Source organism: Streptomyces sp. CA-251247 (assembly GCF_050952975.1).
Taxonomy (GTDB): Bacteria; Actinomycetota; Actinomycetes; order Streptomycetales; family Streptomycetaceae; genus Streptomyces; species Streptomyces achmelvichensis.
Map to the genome: position 1 here is coordinate 7,860,790 of NZ_CP191861.1, position 24,544 is coordinate 7,885,333.

25 protein-coding genes are annotated in these 24,544 nt (G+C 68.2%); 9 read left to right on the forward strand and 16 right to left on the reverse strand.

Going from position 1 to position 24,544, the window contains the following annotated elements; all coding sequences use genetic code 11:
• Nucleotides 1-117: 117 nt before the first annotated feature.
• A complete protein-coding gene (locus tag ACQPWZ_RS35100; RefSeq protein WP_433573924.1) occupies nt 118-1,026 on the reverse strand; it encodes a GlxA family transcriptional regulator in 909 nt (302 codons plus the stop codon).
• A 129-nt stretch (nt 1,027-1,155) separates the two neighbouring features.
• Between ACQPWZ_RS35100 and ACQPWZ_RS35105 the strand changes: the two genes are divergently transcribed.
• Nucleotides 1,156-1,749, forward strand: coding sequence for an MBL fold metallo-hydrolase (locus ACQPWZ_RS35105; RefSeq protein WP_405575300.1), 594 nt, complete (start codon nt 1,156-1,158; stop codon nt 1,747-1,749).
• Nucleotides 1,750-1,954: 205 nt separating this feature from the next.
• On the opposite strand, the gene ACQPWZ_RS35110 is transcribed toward ACQPWZ_RS35105, so the two are convergent.
• From ACQPWZ_RS35110 to ACQPWZ_RS35130, 5 genes are all read right to left on the reverse strand, one after another.
• On the reverse strand, nt 1,955-2,800 hold the full coding sequence (locus ACQPWZ_RS35110; protein ID WP_433573517.1) for an SGNH/GDSL hydrolase family protein: 846 nt from the start codon (nt 2,798-2,800) through the stop codon (nt 1,955-1,957).
• Entirely contained in the window at nt 2,787-3,356 is a 570-nt protein-coding gene (locus ACQPWZ_RS35115) for a PadR family transcriptional regulator (protein WP_433573518.1), read from the reverse strand. Before ACQPWZ_RS35115 ends, ACQPWZ_RS35110 begins: the two co-directional genes overlap by 14 nt.
• A gap of 439 nt (nt 3,357-3,795) precedes the next feature.
• Nucleotides 3,796-4,701, reverse strand: a complete 906-nt coding sequence (locus ACQPWZ_RS35120; RefSeq protein ID WP_433573519.1) for a DMT family transporter — start codon at nt 4,699-4,701, stop codon at nt 3,796-3,798.
• A gap of 553 nt (nt 4,702-5,254) precedes the next feature.
• Entirely contained in the window at nt 5,255-5,896 is a 642-nt protein-coding gene (locus tag ACQPWZ_RS35125; RefSeq protein ID WP_433573520.1) for an RDD family protein, read from the reverse strand.
• A 302-nt stretch (nt 5,897-6,198) separates the two neighbouring features.
• Nucleotides 6,199-6,750 (reverse strand): AAA family ATPase, encoded by a 552-nt coding sequence (locus ACQPWZ_RS35130; protein ID WP_433573521.1) that lies wholly within the window; start codon nt 6,748-6,750, stop codon nt 6,199-6,201.
• 250 nt (nt 6,751-7,000) lie between these two features.
• Here ACQPWZ_RS35130 and ACQPWZ_RS35135 point away from each other — a divergent pair, with 250 nt between their 5' ends.
• Nucleotides 7,001-7,471 (forward strand): GNAT family N-acetyltransferase, encoded by a 471-nt coding sequence (locus tag ACQPWZ_RS35135; RefSeq protein ID WP_433573522.1) that lies wholly within the window; start codon nt 7,001-7,003, stop codon nt 7,469-7,471.
• 58 nt (nt 7,472-7,529) lie between these two features.
• Here the strand turns inward: ACQPWZ_RS35135 and ACQPWZ_RS35140 are convergent, their stop codons facing one another.
• Nucleotides 7,530-8,723, reverse strand: coding sequence for a PP2C family protein-serine/threonine phosphatase (locus ACQPWZ_RS35140; protein ID WP_433573523.1), 1,194 nt, complete (start codon nt 8,721-8,723; stop codon nt 7,530-7,532).
• A gap of 526 nt (nt 8,724-9,249) precedes the next feature.
• Here ACQPWZ_RS35140 and ACQPWZ_RS35145 point away from each other — a divergent pair.
• Nucleotides 9,250-10,455: a cytochrome P450 family protein gene (locus ACQPWZ_RS35145; RefSeq protein WP_433573524.1), complete on the forward strand. Its 1,206-nt coding sequence runs from the start codon at nt 9,250-9,252 to the stop codon at nt 10,453-10,455.
• A 72-nt stretch (nt 10,456-10,527) separates the two neighbouring features.
• Nucleotides 10,528-11,277: a crotonase/enoyl-CoA hydratase family protein gene (locus ACQPWZ_RS35150; RefSeq protein WP_433573525.1), complete on the forward strand. Its 750-nt coding sequence runs from the start codon at nt 10,528-10,530 to the stop codon at nt 11,275-11,277.
• 77 nt (nt 11,278-11,354) lie between these two features.
• Here the strand turns inward: ACQPWZ_RS35150 and ACQPWZ_RS35155 are convergent, their stop codons facing one another.
• On the reverse strand, nt 11,355-11,846 hold the full coding sequence (locus ACQPWZ_RS35155; RefSeq protein ID WP_433573925.1) for a nucleotidyltransferase domain-containing protein: 492 nt from the start codon (nt 11,844-11,846) through the stop codon (nt 11,355-11,357).
• A gap of 158 nt (nt 11,847-12,004) precedes the next feature.
• Nucleotides 12,005-12,355 (reverse strand): hypothetical protein, encoded by a 351-nt coding sequence (locus ACQPWZ_RS35160; RefSeq protein WP_433573526.1) that lies wholly within the window; start codon nt 12,353-12,355, stop codon nt 12,005-12,007.
• Nucleotides 12,356-12,421: 66 nt separating this feature from the next.
• Between ACQPWZ_RS35160 and ACQPWZ_RS35165 the strand changes: the two genes are divergently transcribed.
• Nucleotides 12,422-13,036, forward strand: a complete 615-nt coding sequence (locus ACQPWZ_RS35165; protein WP_340477471.1) for a ParA family protein — start codon at nt 12,422-12,424, stop codon at nt 13,034-13,036.
• Between the two features lie 430 nt (nt 13,037-13,466).
• On the opposite strand, the gene ACQPWZ_RS35170 is transcribed toward ACQPWZ_RS35165, so the two are convergent.
• Entirely contained in the window at nt 13,467-14,051 is a 585-nt protein-coding gene (locus tag ACQPWZ_RS35170) for a DinB family protein (protein WP_433573926.1), read from the reverse strand.
• A gap of 195 nt (nt 14,052-14,246) precedes the next feature.
• Nucleotides 14,247-15,563 carry an MFS transporter gene (locus ACQPWZ_RS35175; RefSeq protein WP_433573527.1) on the reverse strand — a complete coding sequence of 439 codons (1,317 nt, stop codon included), beginning with the start codon at nt 15,561-15,563 and terminating at the stop codon, nt 14,247-14,249.
• An 89-nt stretch (nt 15,564-15,652) separates the two neighbouring features.
• Here ACQPWZ_RS35175 and ACQPWZ_RS35180 point away from each other — a divergent pair, with 89 nt between their 5' ends.
• A complete protein-coding gene (locus tag ACQPWZ_RS35180; RefSeq protein WP_433573528.1) occupies nt 15,653-16,633 on the forward strand; it encodes a winged helix-turn-helix domain-containing protein in 981 nt (326 codons plus the stop codon).
• Between the two features lie 200 nt (nt 16,634-16,833).
• Here ACQPWZ_RS35180 and ACQPWZ_RS35185 read toward each other — a convergent pair whose 3' ends face one another.
• From ACQPWZ_RS35185 to ACQPWZ_RS35200, 4 genes are read right to left on the reverse strand one after another with little or no spacing between them, the layout of a single operon-like run.
• Nucleotides 16,834-17,670 (reverse strand): carbohydrate ABC transporter permease, encoded by an 837-nt coding sequence (locus ACQPWZ_RS35185; protein WP_340477476.1) that lies wholly within the window; start codon nt 17,668-17,670, stop codon nt 16,834-16,836.
• Nucleotides 17,667-18,647: a carbohydrate ABC transporter permease gene (locus tag ACQPWZ_RS35190; RefSeq protein ID WP_433573529.1), complete on the reverse strand. Its 981-nt coding sequence runs from the start codon at nt 18,645-18,647 to the stop codon at nt 17,667-17,669. Before ACQPWZ_RS35190 ends, ACQPWZ_RS35185 begins: the two co-directional genes overlap by 4 nt.
• On the reverse strand, nt 18,644-19,942 hold the full coding sequence (locus ACQPWZ_RS35195) for an extracellular solute-binding protein (RefSeq protein ID WP_433573530.1): 1,299 nt from the start codon (nt 19,940-19,942) through the stop codon (nt 18,644-18,646). Before ACQPWZ_RS35195 ends, ACQPWZ_RS35190 begins: the two co-directional genes overlap by 4 nt.
• A gap of 44 nt (nt 19,943-19,986) precedes the next feature.
• Nucleotides 19,987-21,228: an aminotransferase class V-fold PLP-dependent enzyme gene (locus tag ACQPWZ_RS35200; RefSeq protein ID WP_433573531.1), complete on the reverse strand. Its 1,242-nt coding sequence runs from the start codon at nt 21,226-21,228 to the stop codon at nt 19,987-19,989.
• A gap of 226 nt (nt 21,229-21,454) precedes the next feature.
• Here ACQPWZ_RS35200 and ACQPWZ_RS35205 point away from each other — a divergent pair, with 226 nt between their 5' ends.
• Nucleotides 21,455-22,156 carry a FadR/GntR family transcriptional regulator gene (locus tag ACQPWZ_RS35205; RefSeq protein WP_340477479.1) on the forward strand — a complete coding sequence of 234 codons (702 nt, stop codon included), beginning with the start codon at nt 21,455-21,457 and terminating at the stop codon, nt 22,154-22,156.
• 291 nt (nt 22,157-22,447) lie between these two features.
• On the opposite strand, the gene ACQPWZ_RS35210 is transcribed toward ACQPWZ_RS35205, so the two are convergent.
• The gene (locus ACQPWZ_RS35210; RefSeq protein ID WP_356703206.1) at nt 22,448-22,732 is read right to left on the reverse strand and encodes a hypothetical protein; all 285 of its coding nucleotides are present in this window, start codon (nt 22,730-22,732) and stop codon (nt 22,448-22,450) included.
• Nucleotides 22,733-23,089: 357 nt separating this feature from the next.
• On the opposite strand from ACQPWZ_RS35210, the gene ACQPWZ_RS35215 reads away from it, so the two are divergent.
• Nucleotides 23,090-23,596, forward strand: coding sequence for a DinB family protein (locus tag ACQPWZ_RS35215; RefSeq protein WP_340477483.1), 507 nt, complete (start codon nt 23,090-23,092; stop codon nt 23,594-23,596).
• Nucleotides 23,597-23,659: 63 nt separating this feature from the next.
• Nucleotides 23,660-24,322 carry a phosphotransferase gene (locus ACQPWZ_RS35220; RefSeq protein WP_433573532.1) on the forward strand — a complete coding sequence of 221 codons (663 nt, stop codon included), beginning with the start codon at nt 23,660-23,662 and terminating at the stop codon, nt 24,320-24,322.
• The last annotated feature ends 222 nt before the right edge of the window (nt 24,323-24,544 follow it).

The window sequence follows — 24,544 nt, forward strand, 5'->3', positions numbered from 1 at the left end:
GCGTAATCAAGAATTCTCATGATGTGATGTAGTGTCAATTCTCAAACTCACATGGAGTGCCTGGTTCATCCGGGCGGCGGCACGTATTGGTTACGGCGCATTGATCACGGCGTATGGTTACGGCGTGTTCGTGAAGGTGCGGCGGTAGGAGCGGGGCGGTACGCCCCGGCGGCGCACGAACTGTTCGCGCATCACGGCCGCGCTTCCGTATCCGACGCGGTGGGCGATTTCCTCGACCGGCAGGTCGGTGGTCTCCAGGAGTTCCTCGGCACTGCTCAGACGCAGGCTCCGCAGCCAGGCGTGGGGGGTGGTGCCGGTCGCGGCGGTGAAGCGACGGGCGAAGGAGCGTTTGCTCATCACGGCACGCCGGGCCAGTTCCGCGACGGGGAGCGGCTCGTGGAGGTTCTCGCGGGCCCAGGCGAGTACGTCGGCCAGACGCTCGTCGTCGCAGTCTTCGGGGACGGGAGCGGCCAGGTACTGTGCCTGCCCGCCGTCGCGGTGGGAGGGCAGCACCACGTCGCGGGCGACAGCGTTGGCCATGGCGGCTCCGTGCTCCCGCCTCAGCAGGTGCAGACAGAGATCGAAGCCGGCGGCGGCTCCCGCGCCCGTGATGATGCGTCCTTCGTCGATGTAGAGGGCGTCGGGTTCGACGATGACTTCGGGGTGGCGGCGGGCGAGGAGTTCGGCGAACCGCCAGTGGGTGGTGGCCCGCCGGCCGTCCAGCAGTCCGGCGGCGGCGAGCGCGAAAGCGCCGACACAGTGGGCCGCGACCAGTGAGCCGTGCTCGTGTGCGGCCGACAGCGCATCGAGCACAGGGGGAGCGGGTGGTGTGCGAAATCCGGTCCACGGCAGGGCGATCACCAGATCGGCTGTGGCGAGCCGGTCCAGGCCGTGCGTGATGGTGAGCGGCACGCCGAGGTCGGTGGGGACCGGCCCGGGCCGGTCGGTGCACAGGGCGAAGTCGAAGCCGGGCAGTGTCTCGCCGTGCCGGCCGAAAACCTCGGCGACGATACCGACGGCGAGCATGCCGACTCCGGGCGGGGCGTACGCGGTGACGGTCGTGAAGGGAGGCACACGTCAGTGTGGCACCAATCCTGCGATCAGCGGCAGTTGTGCCACTGGTGAGCGATCGGCCGGGCCGGAAGGATTGAAGCCATGACAGACGCACCGATCGGCCGCAGCGCCGTGTACACGATCCTGACCACCGGATACGTCGGCTCCACCGGCCCCGGTGTCGCCGCCACCGTCTCCTACATATCCGACGCCGGCCGGCATGTGATCTTCGACCCGGGCATGGTGGCAAGCCGCGACCACATCCTCGGCCCGCTCGCCGAGTTGGGGCTCGGCCCCGACGACATCACCGATGTCGTACTCAGCCACCATCACCCGGACAACACCATGAACGCGGGCCTGTTCGAACGGGCCAGAGTGCACGACCACAAGGTGGAGTACCAGGGCGACCAGTGGAAGAACCGTGATGCGGAGGGCTACGAACTGACCCCGTCGCTGCGGCTGATCCGCACACCGGGACACAGCCTTGAGGACATCACCCTGCTGGCCGGCACGGACACAGGCGTGGTGGCGTTCGCCGGTGACCTGTGGTGGCACTCGGAGGGTCCCGCGGACGACCCGGTGGCCCCCGACCGCGAGATGCTGCGCGCCTCCCGGCTGCGGGTGATGACTGCCGCGGACGTGATCGTGCCCGGCCACGGCGGCCCGTTCAAGCCCGACGACACCACGCCACGCTAGCCGCACTGCCGTTGACCCGGCCGGCAACGTGTCAGCATCCGTCGAAGCCCGGGCGAACGACTGCATGACGGACGTCGACACCCGATCGATCTCACGGGCTCACCGGCACCTACGGCGCTGCGGGGGCCGCCTACGACCTGTGACACGTCCGGCACGCTGACCCTCTGCACCGGCACCTCCGGGCAGGCGACATCCCTCGCGGGGTTCACCTCCCGGAAGCAGCGGACGGGCCTGGTGTCTGAGGCCCGGTCAGACCGACGGGCAACAGCTGCGGACGCTTCGCAGAACGGCCGTCGCCGCTGGACCGTCCGCGCAGGCGGCGGCCGATCCAGGGACCCAGGAAACCGGCGGCCCAGCGCAGTTCGGCCGTCAGCGCCTGCACCGTGCCCGGGGCCGACAGGGGCGGCAGTGGGTGCGTCCAGGTGTCGTCACTGCCGGGCAGACAGAGGGTGTGGGCGACGGCCGCGGCGATCCGCTCGTGGCCGAGGGGACCGGCGTGCAGCCGGTCCACCGTCCACAGCCGCGGGTCGGTGGTGACCGCGTACCCGCCGGTCTCGACGACCGTGACCCCGTGCCGGGACGCCGCAGCCTGCACCCGGGCATTCAGATCGGTCAACCGGGGCGCGAGCGGGCGGGCCATGGGCGCGATCTTCGAGAGGTCGGGGAAGGCGAGCGTGACCACGTGGGCCCCGGACGCCGTCAGCGCGGCGAACATCGCCTCCAGTTCCCGTGCCACCGCCGCGGCGTCGTACCGCGGCCGCAGTATGTCGTTGACCCCGGCCACGACGGTGACCAGATCGGGGCGCAGGGCTAGCGCGGGCTCCAGCTGTTCGGCGCGGACCTGGCGGGCGACACGGCCGCGTACGGCGAGATTCGCGTACCGGAGCGCCGGGTCGGCGGCCGCCAGCAGTTCCGCGAGCCGGTCGGCCCAGCCGCGCAGCCCGGTGGTGTCGTCACCGTCACCGACCCCTTCGGTCTGACTGTCGCCGAGGGCCACATAGCGCTCGTATATGCGGTGTCCGGGGTGCGTGCGGTGCTCAGTGTCCGGCACGGGGCACCTGCCTCTCCCGCAGAGCCGCGGCGGTGCTCAGGCACCAGTTCCGGTGCTCTTCCTCGAAGACCAGGCCGCGCCGGCAGGTCAGATACGGGCCGACGGGCTCGCCGTGGAGCAGGAACTCCGTCTCGTCCGCGTCGCCGCGCATGCGGCTCAGCAGCTTCTGGAGCAGCTCGATCTTGGACTCGGCGGCCGCCGCGCGCGCCTCCAGCTGTTCGATCACCGGTCCGGCGTCGACGCGGTCGACGGCCTGGACCTTGACGAGCAGGTCGTCCCGGATGAACGAGGGCTTCGACGCCGCTGCCGCGAAATGCTCCAGCTCGGCGAGCCCGGCATCGGTGACTGTGAACAGCCGCTTGTTGGGCCGGGTTTCCTGCACCACTTGCCGGCCTGTGACCAAACCGTCCTTCTCCAGCTTGGCCAGCTCGGCGTAGAGCTGCTGGGGAAGGGCGTGCCAGAAGTTCGCGACGCCCAGGTCGAACGACTTGGCCAGCTCGTACCCGCTGAACTCGCCGTACACCAGGGCTGCCAGCACGGCATGTCTCAGAGCCATCGAAGCACTCCCCCCGCGCTCTCTTTCATCCGCTCTCTCGCTTCCTGCGTCTTGTTCGGGCCATCCTACTCACGGATAAGAATAGTCATATTCTTGAGTAGCCGTGGGTTCGTGGAATCCGTCGCAGTCCACGTCCACGCGACCTACAGCGACCAGCCATGGAAGGACTCATCGAGCCTGGCGGGACCGGGCGGGGCACCCGGACATTCTGAGGACGACGTCGAACTCCCCGCCGAAGCCGACCCACTTGCCGGTCGTGCACCGCCCTGCGGCTCGACGGGCAGCCGGATCGCACCGTGGTAGCGGGCATCCCGGTAGCAGCCCTCGGTGGCGGTCTGTTCGGTCCAGCTGCCTGCGCCGCGATGGGGGGTGTGTGTCTTCGGCCAGGTCATGCGGGACAGATCGGGCCGTGCATGGCGCGGGCTGTTGCCTCGTCCCGTCACATGGGTGCGGCAGCGGAGTGCTGCTCCTGGCGGTGCTCGGCGCCCGGGGTGACGCATTCTTCGAGGCACCGGGTGCGTGACAGGGTGAAGACGCCGTAGGACAGCAGGGCGGCGCCGAACAGAGCGGGCACGAGCCAGAGCCCCTGACGCAGCGACTCGGCGTAGAGCGTTACGCCCAGGCAGAAGCTCACCACCGCATCACCCAGGGTGAGGGCCGGCTGCGAAGCGATGAGCGGGCCTGCCTGCAGTGCATATCCGAGCAGGAAGACGGACGCCGAGCCCACGACCGCGAAACTGTAGGTCTGCCACGCCAGGAAGAAGCCGGTGGCCCCCTCTTCGGACAGGATGGTCATAGCCGACTTGACCAGCGCAGCTGTGACGGCGTTGCCGATGGCGGCCGCGGCGGCCAGGCACGCCGCACGAGCCAGGCCATGAGGGCGCCGCAGCCCCGTCACGACGAGGACTGCCGCCATCCCGCCGGTGGCGGCGAGAGCGGGTACCCACAGGACTCCGGGCACTTGGGAACGCCCGCCGGAGGGCGCCGTGGAGAAGAGGCTGAGCGCCAGTCCCGCGAAGATGAACACCACGCACAGCCATGCCGTCCGTGAGATTCGGACACGGAACACAGCGCTGCCGATCAGGAGGGCAAGCGGCAGTTCGAGGATGAAGATCGGCTGGATGGCGGCCAGGGACCCCGCCGCCAGGGCAAGCGCCTGAAAGAGCGCAGCGAACACCACACCGAGGATTCCGCCGAACCAGGCCGGATTGTGCAGCAGGCTCCGGACCAGGCCGAACCGCTTCGCCGGGGATTCGGGCACGTTCAGCACCGCGCGCCGCTGGAGCACGGTGCCCAAGGCATTGCTGACCGCAGACAAGAGGGCAAACAGGACTGCCGGAATCATCCCTCATCGCACCGCTTCTGGATCTTCTACTGCCTCCGGGGGCAACGCCTCGGGAGGGCCACGATCCTGTCGTTTGCCTGGGATACGTTGCGCGACCGTTATGACGGTTATGTCGTGAAGATTCTATCCGACGCTGTTCGGAGGGGCCGGGTGCTCAGCGGCTGTGTACGGGCCGGGACCGCCGGCATGCTCCCATCCACCGCGCGGGCTGCCTGCGCTCTCAGCACGGTGCACGCAGCCGCAACGTAGCCGTCGGCAACGTCCGAACTCGACGTGGGCCGTCACCTCGGGGAGTGACGGACCCGGACGCCGACCAGCGCCCCTCGGTCAGGTCGGCGGTCCAGGCGCTCACGTGCGCGGACGCGCCCGACTGCGTGTCCATGCGGGCGGAGTGCAGTGCTCGTCCCGGAGGGCGTCCTGCGGGCAGGCGCCGATGCGCCTACGGCGACAGCTGGCTATGGGGTGGGGGCGGCGGCCCGTGGGGATCGCGGTCGCCGGGCCGGCCGGTGGGGACGGCCTGGTGCGGCCGTCCCGACCGGGATCGGTCGGTGGCTCAGCCCTTGGGGACCTTGACGACCACCGTGTTGCACACCTTGTCGGCGAAGGTCTGCTTCTTGGCGTCCCACAGCGGCCACAGCCAGCCGAGGTAGCAGGCAATGCTGTCCAGGAAGTGCGCGAGCTTGCGCACGAACGCCATGCCGAAGCCGAGCGTGCTTCCGTCGGCCTCCCGGAGCAGGCTGATGCCGAGGGCCTTCTTGCCGATCGTCTGACCGGTCTTGCCCTCCTTGAAGAGCTGGAAGAAGCCCATGCCGATGGCGTAGACGAGGCCGACGGCGAAGAACGGCCCGGGGCCGGCGTTCGCCGGGTCGTCGCTGGAGGCGAGGTCGATGAACCCCAGGGCGTACATCGGGCCCACGATGATCAGTGCGTCGAGCAGGTACGCGCCGACGCGGTGCCCCCAGTGGGCCAGTGGCGGCATCCCCGCTCCCGGCATGCCGGGCATTCCGGGGGGCGGGTACGCCCCGTACGGCTGCGGCGCCTGCTGGGGATAGCCGTACTGCGGCGGAACCCCCTGCGGTGCCTGCTGCGGGTAGCCGTACTGCGGGGGCACGTCCTGCGGTCCCTGCTGCGGATAGCCGGGCTGGCCCTGCGGGGGCTGCTGGTTGTAGGGGTTGTTGGGGTCGCCGAAGCTCATGGCGAAGTCTCTCCATGCCTGAAATGGGGACGAAGCGACCTGCACGGAGGGCTGTTTCGCGGCACAAGCCATGTGCCCCCCGTGAAGCCGCGATCTTGCGCGCTCATCGTGTTCATAAACCGACGGCTTGTCCAATCTGATCATCAGTCGGCAGCGCGTCCCAGGGCCGCAAGCCTGCCGATATCCCGACGTGAACGAGGGGCCGTCGCCGTGCTGGTGCAGCACCAGCACCTACAGGTTCCGGTGCACTGCCCCCTACCGATCGAGTTGCCGCGACCGCGCCGGGTCTTGGGATGTCTTGTTCAATTCACCAGGGCGCGTCGGCGAGCTTCCCGGACGACGCGATCGGCGGTCTCCTCGGGAGCAAGGGCCGCGGTGTCGAACCACCAGCCGACATCGCCGAGCTCGCGCTTCATGTCGGCATCGAGTTCTTCATAGCCGTCAAAGTCGAACCGCTCCCGCGGATCACGGATGGTGTTGCGGTACTGACACACCTCGATGCCGGGCGCGAGAACGACGAACAAGACCTGCCGGGCCGGGAGGAGATCGAGGAAGAAGTCCAACTTCTCGCGAGAGGGGATCACCGCATCGATCAGCGGAGTGAAGCCGGCGTCTGCGAAGTTGTTCGCCAGCGCGCACAGATTGCGGTGCAACAGCTCCACTTGCCGCGCCGCTTCGTCCGCGGGCTCGCCCAGGGCCCAGACGAAACCGCTGACAATCATCCTGTTGAGCTCATCGCCGTCGAGCCGGGCAGAGCGCGCCAGCCGCTCGGCGACGAGTCTGGTCACCGTCGATTTCCCAGCCCCCGGCATCCCCGACACGATCAGGCAGTCCGGTGTCTCAGCTGTGATCACGCCGACAAGGGTGTCAGGGTGCCCGGTGGTCGGCAATCGCATTTTCACGGCCGGAGTCCGGTGAGCTTGTGGCGTCGTCGTCTCGCAGGAGGCAGGGGTGCCGGTTGTTTACCCGCCCTGCGACGCGGCAGTGAAATGAACACAGCCTGGCTCTGGTCCTCTTCTCCGGGTGGTGTGGCTCGTCGGCGTGGAACCGTGATCTAGTCGGATCGACGGGTACAGGCAGCGATCGAGAAGGGCGGTCCATGTCGTGTCAACCAACGGTGCCTGGCGGATCCGACGCGCCGAACCCGACGAGGCCGGCGAGCTCGAAGGGCTCCAGGATCGATCGTCGACACACTGGGGGTACCCACCGGGCTTCTTCGACTGGGCGGGTGAGGCTCGGGCGATTCCGGATGTCTATGTGCGGAACAACCCGGTCTTCGTCCTGGAGGAGGACGGCAAGAGGCTTGGCTTCTACGGTTTCACCGAGGAGGACGGTGACCTGCTCCTGGACAAGCTCTTCGTCGACGCCGATGAGATCGGCAAGGGTTACGGAAAGCTTCTCTGGCAGCATGCGATCCAGACTGCACGCGAGCTCGGGCGGTCTGAGTTCATCGTTGGTTCGGATCCGAACGCCGCTCCGTTCTACGCAGCCATGGGGGCCGTGCAGTATGCGACGAAGCCGACCGCCGAGCCATCCTGGACCCTGCACATGTTCCGTTACACCCTCTCCAGCTAGTTGGGGCGAGTAAGGCCGACACGCACGCGAGGATCCGACCGCCGTGAAGATCATTCCGTCAGGAAGCCGAGTGCGCGCCGCCGTCGTCCCTCGTGACCGTGTCGACGCAGTGCGCACTGTGCGGCGACGCGTCCGAACGATGGGCCGTGCCGACCTCCCCGTGCCGTGTCGCGACCGGCGGGTCTGTGCGACGGATGGCCACCATCGCCACGTCGTCGGCGAACCGGGTGCCCACGTATCGCCGAAGGTCGTCGTGGACGGCCGCCAGCAGATCGTCGGGTGTCAGGTGTGTCCACGAGCGCATTCGATCAGCGAGCGGGTAGAAGACGCCGGCGGCATCGCGGGCCTCGATCACACCGTCGGTGTAGAGAAAGATGGTGGCACCTGAGGGGAAATCGAGCGTCTGCACCTGGAGATCCTGCCCGTTGAGGTGGGCCAGGCCGATCGGTGGCATGGGGTCGGTGGGCTCGAGAGTGGTGACCGTGCCGCGGTTCACCAGCAGCGGCGGCGGGTGTCCGAGGTTGATCAGGGAGATCCTGCTGCCGGAGTCGGCGGCGTCGAGGATGACGGCGGTGACGAAGCTCTCGTCCAGATGCTTGCCGCGGATGTCGCCCTCTTCGGCACGTGCGGCGGCGCAGTCGCGCATGTCCTCGCCGAATTCGACCTCGAGTTCGGCGACGAGGACGTCCAGCCGGCTGTGGTGCCGTGCCGCTCGCCGGAAGGAGTTCAGGACGGAGTTGGCCATCTCCAGAGCGGCCAGGCCTTTGCCCTGAGCGTCCCCCAGCAGGACCCGGATGCTGCCGCCGCGCTCGACAGAGGCGTACAGGTCACCGCCGATCGCGGCCTCCTCGTCCGCCGCGCGGTAGAGCGATGCCAGGGTGAAGGTGCCCGCTCGGCGCGGCAGCGGGCGGAGCAGGATGCGTTGGGTCACCTGGGCAACCCAGCGGGAGTTCGCCAATTCGCGCTCCCGCCGTCGGCGGACGTCGCTCGCGGCCAGAGCGGCCAGGCTCAGGAGCACAAACGCTCCGAACTGGAAGGGAAAGTTGGTCGCGCCCAACTGGAGGTTGGCGGCGGCGGCCAGTACCACGCACGGGGTCGTCACCAGGATCACCAGCAGCACACCGGCCGGCCCGAGGAAGGCGGCAGAGAAGACCGGTGCCGCCACCATCACGGGGCCGAGCCGGATGTCGGGCGGGGTGAGCAGGTCCACCACCAGCAGCACCAGGGGGAACAGCAACAGGACCACCAGCACCGGCACATGGTGTCGCCGTGGCCGGCGATGCCACGGTTCGCCGCCGGAGTCTCTCACCACGACCGACTTGGGGAAGCTGTCACCTCGCACATTCAACCGCACCCCCCGGCATTCCCGGCTGAAGGAAGACAGGTGTTCCAGCGAAAGAATGAAGACGCCGGCGGCCCCTCTACGTGCCCGCATGAGGAGCTCTATGTGCCCGCATGCGGGGCATGCATCACTGTCAGGAGCGGACTGAACCGGGGACCGGGGGACAGGGCAGTGCTTCAACGGTGGTGCGCAGCGAGGTGACTGCGGCTGATCCGTTCGTCCGATCCTGGACGGAACCTGGATGGCCGGTCTGGGGTGGTGGCAACGCGGGGAGGGTAGCGCGGCTTTGAAGAGGGCGTGTGATCGAGTGCGCTGGGCTTGCTGATGTTCCTCCCGGCGGGAATGGGTGCGCCTGCACGGTTGCGTGCTGCCGTATCCCCTGGTGAGGGGCTTCGTTGGTGTGGTGTCTGTTGATCAACACTGCGCTGGAGAAGCCGTGCCTGCTCAAGCCGCCCACCCGCCGGCCGACCTTGTGGCCGCGCGGGTGCGGGATCCGTACCCGTACTTTGCGTGGCTCCGCCGCCATGCGCCTGCGCATGTCGAGCGGCGGCCGGGACGGCCCGCGGTGTGGCAGGTCTCCCGCTACGAGGACGTACGCGCTCTGCTCACCGATTCCCGTCTGAGCAAGGACCCGGACCGGGTTCCGGGATACGTGCCGGGGCCGGCCGGCTTCAACCGGCACCTGGTCCACGCCGACCCGCCGGACCACACCCGGCTGCGGACCCTGGTCAACACCGCGTTCGTGCCCCGCCGCATCGCCATGCTGGAACCTTTCATCAACGCGGTCGCGCACCGGCTGCTCGACCGGGTCGAGCACCACACACACGTCGATCTGATCGCCGACTTCGCGGCGCCGCTGACGTTCCGGATGATCTGCGCCATCCTCGGCGTCCCCGAACACCTCGACACAGCGGAAACCAGAGACACTCTCATGGCCACCATCGCCCCCGAGGCCTCCGCCGACCCGGCCCGCGCCGAACGGGAGCTGCGAAGGCTGCTGGACGCGCTGATCGTCGACAAGCGGTCCGGCGAGGGGCCCGGCGGCATGGACCTGCTCGGCGCCCTCGTGCGAGCCGGGGACGAGAGCGGGACGATCAGCGAGGAGGAACTGCGCTCCACCGCCTACCTCTTGCTGCTGGTCGGCCACGACACCACCATGAACCTGCTCGGCAACGGAATGCTCGCCCTGCTGCGCCACCCTGCCGAGGCCGCCCGCCTCGCCGCGCAGGATGCCGGTTCCCGTCTTGTCACCACCGCGGTCGAGGAGCTCCTGCGCTACGACTCGCCTGTCCGGGACGCGACATTCCGGTGCGCCGCTGCTCCGATCGGCCTGCACGACCGGACCATTGGCACGGGCGACATCGTGAGTCTCTTGATCGGGTCCGCCAACCGTGACGAGGAGCGCTTCCGGGATGCCGACCTCCTGGACCTGGGTCGCACACCCAACGATCACCTCGCCTTCGGGTACGGGCTCCATTTCTGCATCGGCGCGGCCCTGGCACGTCTGGAAGGCGCCGTGGCCTTCCCCCTGCTGCTGAAGCGGCTCGCCGCCGTGGAGTTGGCCAAGCCGGCGGACGAATTGCCCTGGCGCCCGGCCCGTGTCATGCGCGGACTCGCCGCCCTGCCCCTCGTCCGACGCTGACCCCTCCTTCGCCGACCGCACCGCCTCCTGATCTGGAAGGACATGATGAACACGCAACCCACGCAACCCGTAGTGCTGACCGATCGCCGCGACGGCGTCCTGGTCATCACCCTGAACCGGCCCCGCGTCCGTAATGCGATCAACCAAGGGCTGGCCGACGCTGTCGACACCGCCCTGACAGCCCTGGAAGACGATCCGCACCTCGAGGTCGGCGTCCTCACCGGCGCGGGCGGCCACTTCTGCTCCGGCATGGACCTCAAGGCCTTCCCCGACGAAGGAGTACCGAGGGTCGCGGACCGAGGACTGGCCGGACTGACCCGCGCCCTCCGGTCGAAGCCGCTCATCGCCGCCGTCGAAGGGGCAGCGGTCGCCGGCGGCTTCGAATTCGTCCTCGCGTGCGACCTGGTCACCGCCGCCGACACCGCCTTCTTCGCGCTGCCCGAAGTGGCCCGCGGCCTCATCGCCTCAGAAGGCGGAGCCATTCGTCTCCCCGGCCGCATCCCTCACCACCTGGCCATGGAAATGCTCCTGACCGCCTCCCCGCTCCCGGCCGCGGACGCCGCCCGGCACGGGCTCGTCAACCAGCTCACCGGCGAGGGCAAAGCCCTGGACGCCGCGATCGCCCTCGCCGGGCGGATCAGCGCCAACTCCCCCCACGCGGTCCGGATCACCCGCCAGGTCGTCGCCGCCACCCGCGGCCTCGACGACCATGCGGCGTTCACCGCTCAGGACCCGTACACCGCACCCGTCTTCGACACGAACTCGGCCGCAGAAGGCGCCCTCGCCTTCTGCGAAAAGCGACCTCCGGCCTGGACACCCTGACCGAGCTCCAGCCAAGGCCCACCGGATGACGCGCCCAACCGTTCCACCATCCGACCAGGGGACGGCCCGCGTGCCGCTCAAAAGTGCGTGGCGATCCCGAAGACGCGGCGGAGCTGCGCCATGTCGTGCCGATCGCGCTCCGACGGTTCGTATCCCTGGTGAAAGTAGACCTGCTGATCGGCGGACAAGCACGGGACGGGCGTCCCCAGGACGGTGCCCGTCACGAAGCAGGCGGAGGGGTAGAAGAAAGAACTGTGGGGATCGGGCGATGCCTGTACTGCTGAGCCCTCGTCGGAGAAGACCAGAGGATGAAGGTCAATCTCTCGCCCGTCCGGAGCCGTCACGACGAATCGGACGGGCCTCCAGTCAAGGGTCTCCTCGAAACCTTCCGCCGAGAGGGCCGACATCACGGCGGCCTCCTGGTCCTGCCGGTGCATCAGGTCCAGGTCGCGATGGTCCCGGGTCTGCTCGCCGAGCAGAGCGTCGATCCCCCATCCTCCACCGATCCAGACATCCACCTCCGCTCGCCGCAACAGGGCGAGGACGAGCAACACGTCATCGGCTGTCATCACCCGATGCAGACTAGAAGCGGCGGTCTCGCGCAGCGAGTGGATTCCTGTGGACGAGATGGCGCAGGTGCCTGTCGAGTCGGTGGCCTGCCTGGCTCGGTGCAGGAGATCCGGCTCCAGCTCCACGTTCGGCGTCTTCAGAAGGCAGAGCTTCTCGGTCAGTAGCCGTGGCCGGGCCAATGCGGATCCGTCCAGCGGTCCTCGCCGGTGAGTCCGAGCAGCCGTATCCGGTGCTGCAGATCCGCCGATGCGCCGGACGCGCGGAGCCGCGCCGCGGCGTGGCCGAGGAGCCAGGCGACCAGTTCGGCGCGTATCTCCTCCTCGTCGTGCTCGTACCAGCCGACCCTCCACGGCAGGCTCTCTCCGAGGAGTTCGTACTCCCATTGCTCTCGCGCCGCCGAAGTCTCTGTCGACAGCGTCCTTGCCGACCTTCCACCTGCCGAAGGTGGAGCGTGCCACCCCAGCCTGTCGTTCCTGACTGCGTACGGGTGAACCGCAGAGCGTCGCACCCGCGGAGAACTCCAGCAGGAGATCACGCCCGTTAGGTTCCTCGTGTGTCGTTGAGCTGCGCCTTTGTGAACCTTAAGCCCGGAGTCGGCAAGACGACCAGTGCTGTGTGGCTGGCACATGCCCTTCACGAGTCGGGCTACTCGCCGCTCCTGGTCGACGGCGATCCAGCCTCCTCCGCTCTGCGCTGGAGTGAGCTGGCGGAGGGTTTTCCATTTCCGGTCATCGCCCTGCCGGTCGGAGACGTGCACCGCCGTGTGAACGACTTCCTGGGCGACAGGCGGGCAGTGGTGCTCGACGCGCCGCAGTTGGAGGACCATCCGCGCATCGCCCGCAGCATCATGAGGTATGCGAACGAGTGGATTGTCCCCGTTACCCCCGCGCCTATCGAGCTGGACCGGATGGCACCGATCCGTTCCGAGATGGACGAGGTGCAGTCCCTGCGCGCCGAGCCGGCCCGGGCCGTGGTCGTGCTGAATCGCACCAATCGTGCCGATGCCACGCGTACGGGCCCCGATGCCGATGCTCGCGAGGCGCTCACCGAGTGGGGCTTCGTGGTGCTGGACACCCAGATCGCACGACTCGACCTGTACGCCCAGTCGTTCGGGAGCCCGGTCCGAGCAAAGGGCTCGGCGTACATGGACCTCGCCGAGGAACTCATCAAGCGTCAGGAAGCGGTATGAAGGAGCGCAGGGACAGGTACCGTGCGGCACTGGATCGCGGAAGGGAAAGCGCTGCTCGGCCCTCGAAGGTCACCATGCTGCGCACGAGATATGTCAGCGTGACGATCGAACTCGACCCGGACCTGCAAAAGGGTCTGACGCGATGGGCGGGTCAGCCGCTGTCTGTGCTGATGCTCACCGGCACGGGCGTCCTGCGCGCCGTTGCTGATGCTGCCCCCAGGGTGCCCTTCTTCCCAGGAGGCGCCCGCCGTTCTTAGCAACGGCGCCCGTTGCGGCGATGCCTCCAGCTCTGGCTGCTTCTGTGGTGACCTCCTCGTTCGATAGGAGCTGTCCGGGCGATCATGTGACTGCCCCGTGCCTGGGCGTTGTTGCGAGCCTGGGGCGGGAGCGCCGGTAGGGGAGCTGATGTCAGGCTCCCTGATACGTCCGACTAAGCCTTGATTGATGGTGCCGACCTGGCGGCCTGCTCGATCTTCGCGCAGTAGGCTGCACGGGCTTCCTCGTCGATCGGCATCTCGTTTTCGGCGCGCACCCCGGTCCGGCCGTCGAGGCCCTCGCGCAGGATGTCGGCGTGCCCGGCATGCCGGATGGACTCGCCGAGGACATGGACCATGATGGCGAACAGGTTCGTGTTGGGATAAGGCTCCGCCCACCACGGCACGTGGCCGGGGGCGTCGAGGGGAAGCTCGTTGATCGTCGCGTCCGAGTGTTCCCATGTGCGCCGGTAGAACCCGATGATCTGATCGCGGGTCTCGTCCTCGGTCGCCCACTGATCACTGCCGTCGTGGTCCTGCCACCGGGGCAGCGGTTCCGGGGAAGGGCGGTCGAAGACCTCGCCGAAGTACCTGGCCTCGACGGTGGCGACGTGTTTGACCAGGCCGAGGAGGTTGGTCCCGGTCGCTGTCAAAGGTCGGCGGGCGTCGTATTCGGACAAGCCGTCGAGCTTCCAGAGGAGCGCCTTGCGGTCCCGCCGCAGTCTCCCGTGCAGGTTGTCCTTCGCGAATTTGTCGATCATGTGGCCTGAACCTTCCATGGGTTGTTCGTGGTCTCAAGATCCCGTACGTAGTCCGCAACGGCCGGCAGAGCCGAGGCTGAGGACTCCTCACACAATGAACTACCGGGAATGACTGTCTGTCAGAGTGACGTGGGGGTGGGGGTGGGGGTGGGGGTGGGGTGCGTGACGGCTCGCGGCCGACCCGACCTGCGACGGTTACTGAGCAGGAGAACTACACGCATGCTGTTCGGCGCCGTTCTGTGATCCCGTCGAGTGGTTCGGGACGGGGACCGGGGAGGCGGGCGGGTGCCAGGTGAGAATCCAGCCGGCGGTAAGCACCGCCGCGCCGCCTGCCAGGGCGATTGCGCCGCCTGTTCCGATGCCTGCGGCCACCGAGCCGAAGCAGGCCGGCCCGACGCCCTGCAGCGTCATGCTGCCGGAGCCGAGCAGACCGAAGGCCTGGCCCTGGCCATCCTGCGGCAGGGCGTCCAGGAACGGCCGTTGCAGGCCGAGACCGTAGGCCAATCCGAAGCCGCAGAGCAGCAGCAGACAGGACGAGACGCCCACTCCGGGCTCGGTAGCGAATCCGACCAGCGGCAGTCCCGTCAGCGCAATCAACGGGACTACCAGGCGCTCCCGGGTGGGTGGCCGAAGCAGCCGACCCACCAGCAGGTCACCGACAAGCATGCCGACCGGCAGACAGCCCATCAGCACCGCGTACCAGCCGGGCGCGAAGTGGCGTCCTCCCGCGTAGGCGACGATCAGACCTTCCGCGCCCGCTACGAACGCGGGCGGCAGCCACTGGGCCAGCATCAGTCGTCGTACCGTGTGTCCGCGCAGCAGCAGGCCGGCACCGTGCAGGCTTGCCCGGACGGCCCCGCCGTCGCCCCGAGCGCTGCCGGGTGTGCCGCCGAACTCTCCCAGCTCCAGCCGGGGTAGCCGGACGCGGATGGCGACCGCGCAGCCGAGGTAGAGGGCGGCGCTCACCGCGAGCGCCCGGTGCGGGCCGAGTACCGCGACGACCGCACCTCCCAGCGCCAGACCGAACAATTGCGCGCCAGAGGAGGCGATGTTGTTCAGTGAACGGCCCAGTACATAGGCGTCGCCCTTCAGCCACTGCGCGACGAGCCGACTCGACGCGCCGCCGAACACCGGTGTGGCGAGGGCGGCCAGCGCCACGACACCGAGGCTTGCCGCGATCGGCATCCGCACCAGGGCGAGCAGCAGGGCGGCGGCGGCCTCCACGGCGTAGCCACCGGCGATGAGCGCGCGGGGCGGCAGTTGGTCGGCCAGTGAGCCCAGCAGCAGCGAGCCGAACAACTGCGGGAGAAAGCCGATGCCGAAGGCCAGTGCGCTCAACAGCGCGGAGCCGGTGGCCGCGAAGACCAGCACCGAGAACGTGGTGATCCGCAGCGAGCCCGCAGTGATCGCGACGGCGCGGGTCGAGAAGAGCAGCCGGAATCGCGGCTCGGCCAGCACCTCCCGGTAGGTGGCACGGTGGTTGCCCTGCGCGGGTTCGGCGGTTGGGATCATGACGCCCAGCCTCGCCGTGTGCCCACGCCCCTCACCAATGATTCGTCGCTGGACGAATCGGAACAGACGTCCGGCGGTAGCATCACAGGGTGCTCCGCTTCGAAGTCTTGGTCGAGGACCTGCTGCGCAGCCGCTTCGCACTGTCGCCCGCGATGGACCTCTGCTTGCTACTACGCTCGCTCGCCGGCCAGAACCGGCCGCTGCCGCGAGCCTGGGCCACCCGGCTCCTGCCGGCCTTTGAACGGCTTCGCCGCGAGACCGAACTGGACGCCGCCCTCGCCCTGCACACCCCGCAATCCGGACCGAACTTCGTCGCCCCGCCCCCACGCGGCCTGAACCAGACCTGGGCAGACGACCTGGCCATGATCCGGGCCACACCGCTGGAAGCGGCCCGCCACGAGTTCGCCACCACCGCGACCGGCCCGTACGCCCATGATCCCCGCGTACGCGCAGTGCTGGACTCCACGGACGCGGTCTCCAGGATCGCCGAGGCGATGGACCAGGCGTGGCACGAGTTGCTCGCCACGGACTGGCCGCAACTGCGCGCGATCTGTGAGCGCGATGTCGTGCACCGGGTGGGTGTGATCGGCGAACACGGATGGGCCACGACCATCGAGAGCCTGCACCCGAGCATCGACTGGCGCGCCGGCGGTATCGAGATCGGCTTCTTCCCCCCAGTCGGAAACGTCCGCCTCGCCGGCGACGGGCTACTGCTGATCCCTTCGGTCTTCGTCGGGAATATCGCCGCCCACCTGGAAGACCCCTGGCCCAGGACCTTGGTCTATCCCGCCCGCGGCACCGCCGCCCTGTGGGGCGAACAGGCGACCGTCCCCCAACCGGACACGCTGACCGCTCTGGTCGGCCGGGCCCGAGCCCGGCTGCTGTTGGCACTGGACGCCCCGGCCAGTACCAGCCACCTCGCCCGAAGCCTCGCCATGGCACCCGGCGCGGTTGGAGACCACCTCGCCATCCTGCGAGGCGCGGGGCTGCTCGTCCGCGCCCGGTCCGGACGGTCGGTGCTCTACCGGCGCACCCCGCTCGGCGAGGCACTGGTCGCCGGTTCGGGCTGAGGGCTCAGATCAGCACTGCCTTTTGAGGCGCCGCCAGCAGATGACTGCGCAGCCGTGGGTGAGGAAGGCCTGGTGGATGTCGGTGATCGCCCGGACAGCTCCTGGCTCGTAGCGGTCGGCGGCAGCGGCACCACCCACGGTTCCGGGTTCGGGTTGGCGCGGGCCGGCGGTGGTCGGCCTGCTCGTCTACTTTCGTCCGGTCATCCTTTGACGGCGCCGGACGTGAGCCCCTGGACGATGTGGCGGCTGGCGAAGGCGAACAGGACCATCGTGGGCAGGATGGTGAGTACGGCGGCCGCTGACATCGATCCCCAGTCGATGTTGAAGCTGGAGATGAATCCGTTCAGCGCGGTCGGGACGGTTTTGTTGGCATCGCTGTTCATGAGAGTCACCGACAGGAACAACTCGTTCCAGCAGTTGACGAAGTTGAAGATGAACGCGGCGACGATTCCCGGACGCATCACCGGCAGCAGTACCCGGAACAGCGCCCCGAACCGGGACAGTCCATCGATCATGGCGGCTTCCTCGAGCGCGTCCGGGATGTTCTCGAAGAACCCCCGGAGCATCACCGTGCAGAACGGGATGCATACGGCGATGTACACGAGGGCGAGCCCGAGTCGGTTGTCCACCAGCTTGAGGTCCGTCATGAGCAGGTACAGCGGCCCGAGTGCGATGAAGGAGGGGATCATCTGGGTGACGAGCGCGGCCATCAGCAGGGCGGTCTTCGTGCGGAACTCGAAGCGCGCCAGAACGTACGCGGACAGCATCGAGATCACGGTGGCCACCACGCCGGCGACGGTGGCGACCACGAGGCTGTTGGTGAGGTAGGTGCCGAAGTCGGCCGTGCCGAACAGCTCGCTGTAGTTCTGCAGCGAGAAGTGCTCGGGCCAGTAGGCGATCGGAAACGCGAAGATGTCGCCCGGTGCTTTGAGCGAGGTGACCGTGATCCAGTACAGAGGGAACACGGTGAACAGCAGCCACACTCCCAGGAAGGCGACCTTGACGGCCCGGCCGGCCGGGGTCTCCTTGCCGATCATGGCTTCACCTCTCGCTTCTCACGCGTGGCCAGCAGGTAGAACGTCGCGAACAGCAGCAGCCCGGCCACCACGATCAGACCCAGCGCGGAGGCCTTGCCGTAGTCGCCCTGCTGCGTGATCTTGATCATCCAGGTGGTCACGATGTGCGTCTCGTCGTTGGGGCCGCCGCCTGTCATACCGAAGATCAGGTCCGGGAAGTTGAAGATCCAGATGATCCGCAGCAGGACGGTGAGCGCCAGCGTGGTCCTGATGTAGGGAATCGTGATCTGGAACAGGGTGCGCGCCTTGCCGGCGCCGTCCAGGGCCGCCGCTTCGTAGAGCTCGTCGGGGATCGACTGCAACGCGGCCAGGATCATGATCGCGAAGAAGGTGACGCCGTACCAGACATTGGCGATGAGTACGGCGGTCATCGCCGTGTCGGGATCGGACAGCCAGGCGATCGGTTCGTCGATCAGCCCCGTCTTCTGGAGCAGGTCGTTGACGACGCCGAACTCGCTGTTGAACATCCAGCGGAAGAGGATGCCGATAAGGAACCCGGAGATCGCCCAGGGAAAGAAGATCAGAGCCTGGTAGAGGCCGCGGAACCGGAAGTGGCGGCGCAGCCACAGGGCGAGCGCGAAGCCGATCACCAGCTGGGGCACGATCGAACCGCCCACCCACAGAGCTGTGTTGCCGAGCACGGTGCCCCAGGCGGGGTCGGCGAAGACGTCCCGTACGTTCTTCAGGCCCACCCAGGAGGTGTCGGTGAGGTCCGTCAGCTTCCAGTTGCGGAAGGCCATCTGGCCGCCCGCGAGCACCGGGTAGTAGGTGAAGACGGCGACGAAGATGGCGGCCGGGGCCATGAACGCGGCGATGAGCAGTCCGCGCCGGGTGGTGAACTCCGTTCTGCGTCCGCGGCGGGGCGCCGCGGGGGGCACGGCGCCACCTTTGCGGGAGGAGCGCCCCGGCTTCGTCTTCGTCGTGGAGGCGGTGGTCACTGCTGCTTCCACTTCTCGGTCCAGTAGGTGTCCCAGCCGGCCAGGAGCTTCTGGGGTGTCAGCTTGCCGAGGACCATCTTCTGGATGTCGGTGTCGGCCCTCTGCTGCCACTCGGTCCACCAGGCCACGCCGCGCGGCTGAGTGACCACCAGGTACTTGTCCGGATTCTCCGTCATGGTGACGTAGCTGGCCCAGGGGCCGGTCTTGTAGAAGGGGTCCTCGGTCGCCGACTTCAGGATCGGCACCAGGCTGTTCGCCTTGGTGAACTTCGTCGACGCCTCGCTCTGGGACAGGAATTCGACCAGTTTGACCGCCTCGGCCTTGTGCTTGCTGCCCTTGGCGATACCCCATCCGGCGGTGGCCAGCGGCTGGACGGTCTTACCGCTCGGGCCTGCCACCAGGGGCGTGGTGCTCCACTGGTCCTTCGAGATCGACTTGGACTCCGAGACAGTGGCGATCACTTCGGGGTCCTGGAGCAGGAATGCCGTGGAGCCGTTGGAGAAGCCCTGGACCATCTCCGGGTAGCCCCAGGAGACGGACGACTTCGGCGAAGCGCTCCGGAAGAGCTCGAGGTAGGTCTCCATGGCGTCGAGTGCGCCGGGCGCGGAGAAGATCGTGTCGCCGTTCTTCAGCCGGTAGCCGTTCGCGGGGTCGACGTCGTCGGCGACGTACGCCTCGATGATCGCGGAGGCGTTGCCATTGGCGTTCGAGCCGCCCCGGAAGGCGTAGCCGTATCGGCGCTCGGACGGGTCGTGGAGGGCGGAGGCCTGCTTCAGCAGGTCCTCCCAGGTGGCCGGTGGCTTGTCGAAGCCGGCCTTCTTGACCAGGTCGGTGCGGTAGAAGAGGCTCAGGCCGTAGAAGCCGTAGGGGACGAAGTAGGTCCTGCCCTTGGCGTCTTGGGAGGCCTTGACGGTGTTCTCCGTCATGGCCTGCCAGCCCTTCCAGCCGTTCAGATCCTTCTTCATGTCGTACAGCCAGCCGTTGTTCGACCAGGGTCCGACGGTGATGTCGCGCACCTCGAGGGTGTCCACACCGCTGCCGGACTGGAGCATCTGCTGGATCTTCTGGTCGGCCTGCTCGGTGGGCGGCGAGACCAGGTTGACCTTGATCTTGGGGTTCTTCTGCTCGAAGTCGGCTATGAGGTCCTTGAGCAGGGCGGTTCGGGCGGGGTTGGTCAGGCTCTCGACCATGTTGAGTGTGACGGTCCCGCCTGCCGTGGGACTCATCGTGGAACAGCCTGTCAGGATCATCGCGGCGGCGGTGCCGAAGGCGAGGACTGTCGTCGTCTTTCTCATCGTGCGACCTCTTTCGGGGAGGGGAAAGGGGCGTGGGGGCGCCGCTACGGCGCGGCGTGTGTTTCGCGGGCTGCCCGTGCCCACTCGCCGAGAATGGGCACACAAGCCTCGGCGAAGTACTCGTAGTCGGCGGCGGTGTTGTAGACGTGGGCGGACAGGCGCAGGTAGCCGACGCCGTCGAAACTGGTGAAGGCCGCCTCTACGCCCAGTTCTTCGGCGACCCGGTCGCGCAGCGAGTCGGCCTCGACGCGGCTCGCGCCCAGGGCGGCGGGCAGCCGCACCAGCCGCATGCCCGGCACGGGCATACCGACGTCCACGGGCTCGTCCGATCCGGTCACCTCGGCAAAGGCGGCAGTGAGGATCTGCTCGGCGTAGGACGCCAGGTCGCCCATGTAGCGGCGTGCTGTGCCCCAGCCCCAGGTCCGCTCGATGAAGTCGAGTGCCGTGTGCGCCGCGAGATAGGCCGTGGCGTCCACCGTGCCCTGCTGGTCGAAGCGGTCGGGATAGGGATCGGCCGCGCCCCAGGAGTCGATCAGAGGGTGGAGATGCTCACTCAACGGGCCCTGGGCGACCAGTGCCGCGGTGCCGCGGGGGGCGCAGCCCCACTTGTGGAGGTTGCCGACCCAGAAGTCGGCCTGGACGCCGGCGAGCGGGGCGGCGATCAGACCAGGTGCGTGCGCGGCGTCGACGAGGAACGGGATGCCGCGCCTGTGCGCCTCAGCGCCGATCAGGTCCACCGGCATTCTGCGGGCCGTTGGCGAGGTGATCTGGTCCACCACGACCAGGGCGGTGTCCTCGCTCAACTCTGCCGCAACGGCCTGGTGCGCCTGCTGCTCGTCGGCGTCCAGTGGCACCCGGGCGGTACGGACCCGGCCGCCCCAGCGCCGCGCGAGCCGTTGCGCTCCCATGGTGACGGCTCCGTACCCGTGATCGGTGACGACGATCTCGCCGCGGGGGCGGTGCATCAGGGAGGCGTAGACGACGCTCACGCCGGCGCTCGCGTTGGGCACCAGGGCGAGGCGGTCGGGGGCGGTGCCGAGGAAGGCCGCGATGTCGACGCGCGAGGTGGCGAGCCGCTGGGGGAGCGCCGGGAACCACACCACGGGCGAGCGTTCCATCTCCGCACGCAGCCGGTGCTGTCGCTCCTGCGCCACCAGGGGGACCGCTCCGAACGAACCGTGGTTCAGATGCCGCAGCGCGGGGTCCAGCGACCACGCCTGGGCAGCGGGTCGGCCGTCGGCCAGCATGAGAGGGCTGGGCGCGGTGGTGACCTCGGTCTCGCTCACTTGACCCCACTTTTGCCGGACGTGGACGGGCCTGGGACATCAGACGCCGTCCGAGAGACGTATGATGACTCGGCATCCTGGCATGGCGGAATCAGGCCTTCAAGGGGTGATGCAAGAAGAGTCATCTGATGAGTTCGTCGCATGCGCAGAAGTCATGTGATGTCTTGCCTCGGTACAGTGCACCGGGGGCACGGCCACGGAGCCGGCCCGGCGGGGGAGGAGACCGATGTCCGCAGTAGACAGGGCTTTTCACGGCCTACGGCACATGATCGGCACCGGGCGCCTCGGCGCGGGTGAGCGCCTCCCGCCCGAGGGCGATCTCTGCGAGGAACTGGGCGTCTCGCGAGGCTCGTTGCGTGAAGCCGTGCGGATGCTTGCCGCCCTGGGTGTCATCGAAGCCCGGCACGGCTCCGGCACCTACGTCTCCCAGCTCAGGCCGGAGGACATCATCGGCAGCCTCTCCCTGACCCTCGAACTGCTGCCGCTGACCGGGCTCTTGGAGGTCTACGAGATCCGGCGGGTCCTGGAGGCCCATGTCGCCGCCCAGGCCGCGGCACGGTCCACACCCGAGACGGTGCGCGCCCTCTTCGCGCTCATCGAGACGATGGATGCCACCGACGACCCCACCGAGGCATCCGAGCTCGACCACCGCTTCCACGCGGAGATCGCCCGGATCGGCGGCAACCCGACGCTCGCGTCCCTGCTGTCGGTCTTCCGTGCCCGCTCGCGCAAGTACCAAGTCTTCACCCTCCCCGAGGGGCCGGAACTGCGCCGCAAGAGCGACGAGGACCACCGGATCCTCGCAACGGCCATCGCCGACCACGACCCGGTCGCCGCCGCGGGCGCGGCTCAGGCTCACGTTGCCCAGACGGAACGGTGGCTACGGGCGTTCATGCCCCCGGTGGAGGAGGATCCGGAGGCGGATTGAGGGCGCGCCCGGGGTCCCCGCCGAGCAAGAGGACCGGTGTCGCCTGATGCCCGCCGGCCAGTCCGCAGCCGTGGCCTCAGAGGGCGGTGATTCCCAAGCTCGGAGCGCGAGTTGAGCTCGCTCAGGCGCTCCACGCGAAAGCCCCAGGGCAGTGGCCCGGGGGCTTTGTGCTGTCTGGGCCGTGCTGGCCGTCGAACCCACGGTCAGGAGGAGCAGCCCGGCTCCACAGCTGTTCGGCATGGTCGCCTCACGCGTGCTCAGCGGCCTCTCCTTCGACTGCTTCGACCGCTTTCACGAGGAAGCCAAGACTTCCCCGGCCATGACCTGGGGAGGGTTGGGGAGCAGTGATGCAAGGTTGTCTCGCACGAAGTCCGCCGCCTTCGAGACCGATTCCGCGGCACCGGCCCGGTCCTGGAAGACGCTGGTCGAGACCATTACCCCGTCCCCGGCATCGACCCAGTAGTAGGCCACGAAGCCTGAAACCTGGCGCATGAGCGGTAGGAACCCCTCGTTCACGCGGCGTCCCGCCTCAGCCGGATCAGTCACTCCTTCGTACCGCCGGACTGCTGCGTACATCACCGAGCTCCTCCTGGGCGTCAGGGTCTGAATTCTGCTGAGACGTCGTACCCCCGCATCGGCTGTTCGGCTCATGAGGGCCTCGACCATCACCTGAAGGGCCGCGTCAGGTGATCCGAACGGCGTCTTCCGGACCGGTCACACAGCCCTGCGCACGTCTGCCAGGGTTGCACCTCATGGCGCGCTCAGCTCATGGCTCAGCTCATGCACGCACACCTCCGCACCACCCAGGCCGGCGAACCACGGTCAGCGTCGGCTCACAGTGGGCGAGGCGGCGACAAGGCGCGGGGCGGAGCAGGTTGGGCCCAGCGAAAAATGCCTCGACACAGGTCGCGGTGATCGGGGACGCTTCGCGCGATGACCAGAATCGATGACACGCCGCCCGCGTGGGACGAGCGCACGCAGCTCACCACGTTTCTCGACTACGCACGTGACACCGCCCGCGCCAAGTGCGAGGGCGTCTCTGCGGAGAACGCCCGCAAGACGCTCCTGCCGGGCTCGCCGCTGATGACCATGAGCGGAGTGATCAACCACCTGCGCTGGGTCGAGTACTACTGGTTCCAGGTGGTCTTCCTCGGCGAGGAGGACCAGGGTCCCTGGACCGAGGAGGACCCCGACCGCGAGATGCGTATCGCCGTCGACTTCCCGCTTCCGCAGTTGCTCGACGAATACGCCGAACAGAGCGCCCAGTACCGCGAGCTGGTCGCCGGGAACAGCCTGGACACCAAGACCAAGCGAGCTGTCCGCGACGGCCTCCATGTCGATCTGCGCTGGATCCTCCTTCACCTCACGGAGGAGACAGCCCGCCACAACGGCCACCTGGACATCCTGCGCGAGATGCTCGACGGCACGACCGGCGACTAGTGCCGCATCAGGCAGCGTTCATCCTGTTGGCAGGCGATGTGTCGCTCGGAGAGAATGCCGGCCATGGAGTTGATCGCGCGGGGGCGGGACGCTGATGTGTTCGCCCTGGACGAGTCCAGGGTGCTGCGACGGTACCGGCATGAGGAGCGGTCGACCTACCTTGAGTCGCGCTTGATGACGCATCTGGCGGCGAATGGGTATCCGGTACCGAAGGTGTACGAGGTCACCGGTACCGACATGGTTCTTGAGCGGCTGACCGGACCGACGATGCTGGAGGCATTGGCGCAACGCCCGTGGCAGGTACGTTCCCTCGGCCGCGCCCTGGGCGGCCTCCACGATCGGCTCCATGCGTTGCCGGCACCGGCATGGCTGCCCAAACGGTTCGGGACCGCAGGTAATGACCGGGTGCTGCACTTGGACCTGCATCCGGGCAACGTCGTTCTGACAGCGCACGGCCCTGTGGTGATCGACTGGAGTAATGCGGGCGCTGGTGATCCCGCTGCCGATGTCGCTATGACCATGGTGACTGTCGGCAGCGCTGATGTCCCCGGCGTCGTCGCACGTCTGGGGCGGGGCCTGCTTCTGCGGGCTGTCCAGGGCGGTTGCGGAACTGATCCCACGCCGCGGCTCCAGGAGGCGCTCACCATCAAACTGGCCGACCCGCATCTGACAGCCACGGAGGCAGCATGGTTGCGCAACCGTGCTGCTGTCTCTGCCGGTTGCTGAATCCAACGCGGGCGCGGGCAATGAACGAAGTCGGTGTGTCCCGCTCCGTGGCGATGGCTTGCAGGCCCGTAGGTACACGTAGTCGGCCTGGGACAGGTTCCGCCCCTGGAAGGCGTCGTCGTCGCCCCACTGCTTGGTCAGCCGGGTGACCGTGGCCTGTGATAGCCCGGCCGTGACTCCGATCCTGAATCAGACGGGTACGCGGACAGGCGAATTGACAGG

Excerpts from the sequence above, each read along its gene's own strand:
- ACQPWZ_RS35100 (WP_433573924.1), bottom strand. The coding sequence starts at position 1,026 with ATGCTCGCCGTCGGTATCGTCGCCGAGGTTTTCGGCCGGCACGGCGAG.
- ACQPWZ_RS35105 (WP_405575300.1), top strand. The coding sequence starts at position 1,156 with ATGACAGACGCACCGATCGGCCGCAGCGCCGTGTACACGATCCTGACC.
- ACQPWZ_RS35115 (WP_433573518.1), bottom strand. The coding sequence starts at position 3,356 with ATGGCTCTGAGACATGCCGTGCTGGCAGCCCTGGTGTACGGCGAGTTC.
- ACQPWZ_RS35120 (WP_433573519.1), bottom strand. The coding sequence starts at position 4,701 with ATGATTCCGGCAGTCCTGTTTGCCCTCTTGTCTGCGGTCAGCAATGCC.
- ACQPWZ_RS35125 (WP_433573520.1), bottom strand. The coding sequence starts at position 5,896 with ATGAGCTTCGGCGACCCCAACAACCCCTACAACCAGCAGCCCCCGCAG.
- ACQPWZ_RS35155 (WP_433573925.1), bottom strand. The coding sequence starts at position 11,846 with ATGACAGCCGATGACGTGTTGCTCGTCCTCGCCCTGTTGCGGCGAGCG.
- ACQPWZ_RS35170 (WP_433573926.1), bottom strand. The coding sequence starts at position 14,051 with ATGATCGACAAATTCGCGAAGGACAACCTGCACGGGAGACTGCGGCGG.
- ACQPWZ_RS35175 (WP_433573527.1), bottom strand. The coding sequence starts at position 15,563 with ATGATCCCAACCGCCGAACCCGCGCAGGGCAACCACCGTGCCACCTAC.
- ACQPWZ_RS35185 (WP_340477476.1), bottom strand. The coding sequence starts at position 17,670 with ATGATCGGCAAGGAGACCCCGGCCGGCCGGGCCGTCAAGGTCGCCTTC.
- ACQPWZ_RS35195 (WP_433573530.1), bottom strand. The coding sequence starts at position 19,942 with ATGAGAAAGACGACGACAGTCCTCGCCTTCGGCACCGCCGCCGCGATG.
- ACQPWZ_RS35205 (WP_340477479.1), top strand. The coding sequence starts at position 21,455 with ATGTCCGCAGTAGACAGGGCTTTTCACGGCCTACGGCACATGATCGGC.
- ACQPWZ_RS35210 (WP_356703206.1), bottom strand. The coding sequence starts at position 22,732 with ATGTACGCAGCAGTCCGGCGGTACGAAGGAGTGACTGATCCGGCTGAG.
- ACQPWZ_RS35215 (WP_340477483.1), top strand. The coding sequence starts at position 23,090 with ATGACCAGAATCGATGACACGCCGCCCGCGTGGGACGAGCGCACGCAG.
- ACQPWZ_RS35220 (WP_433573532.1), top strand. The coding sequence starts at position 23,660 with ATGGAGTTGATCGCGCGGGGGCGGGACGCTGATGTGTTCGCCCTGGAC.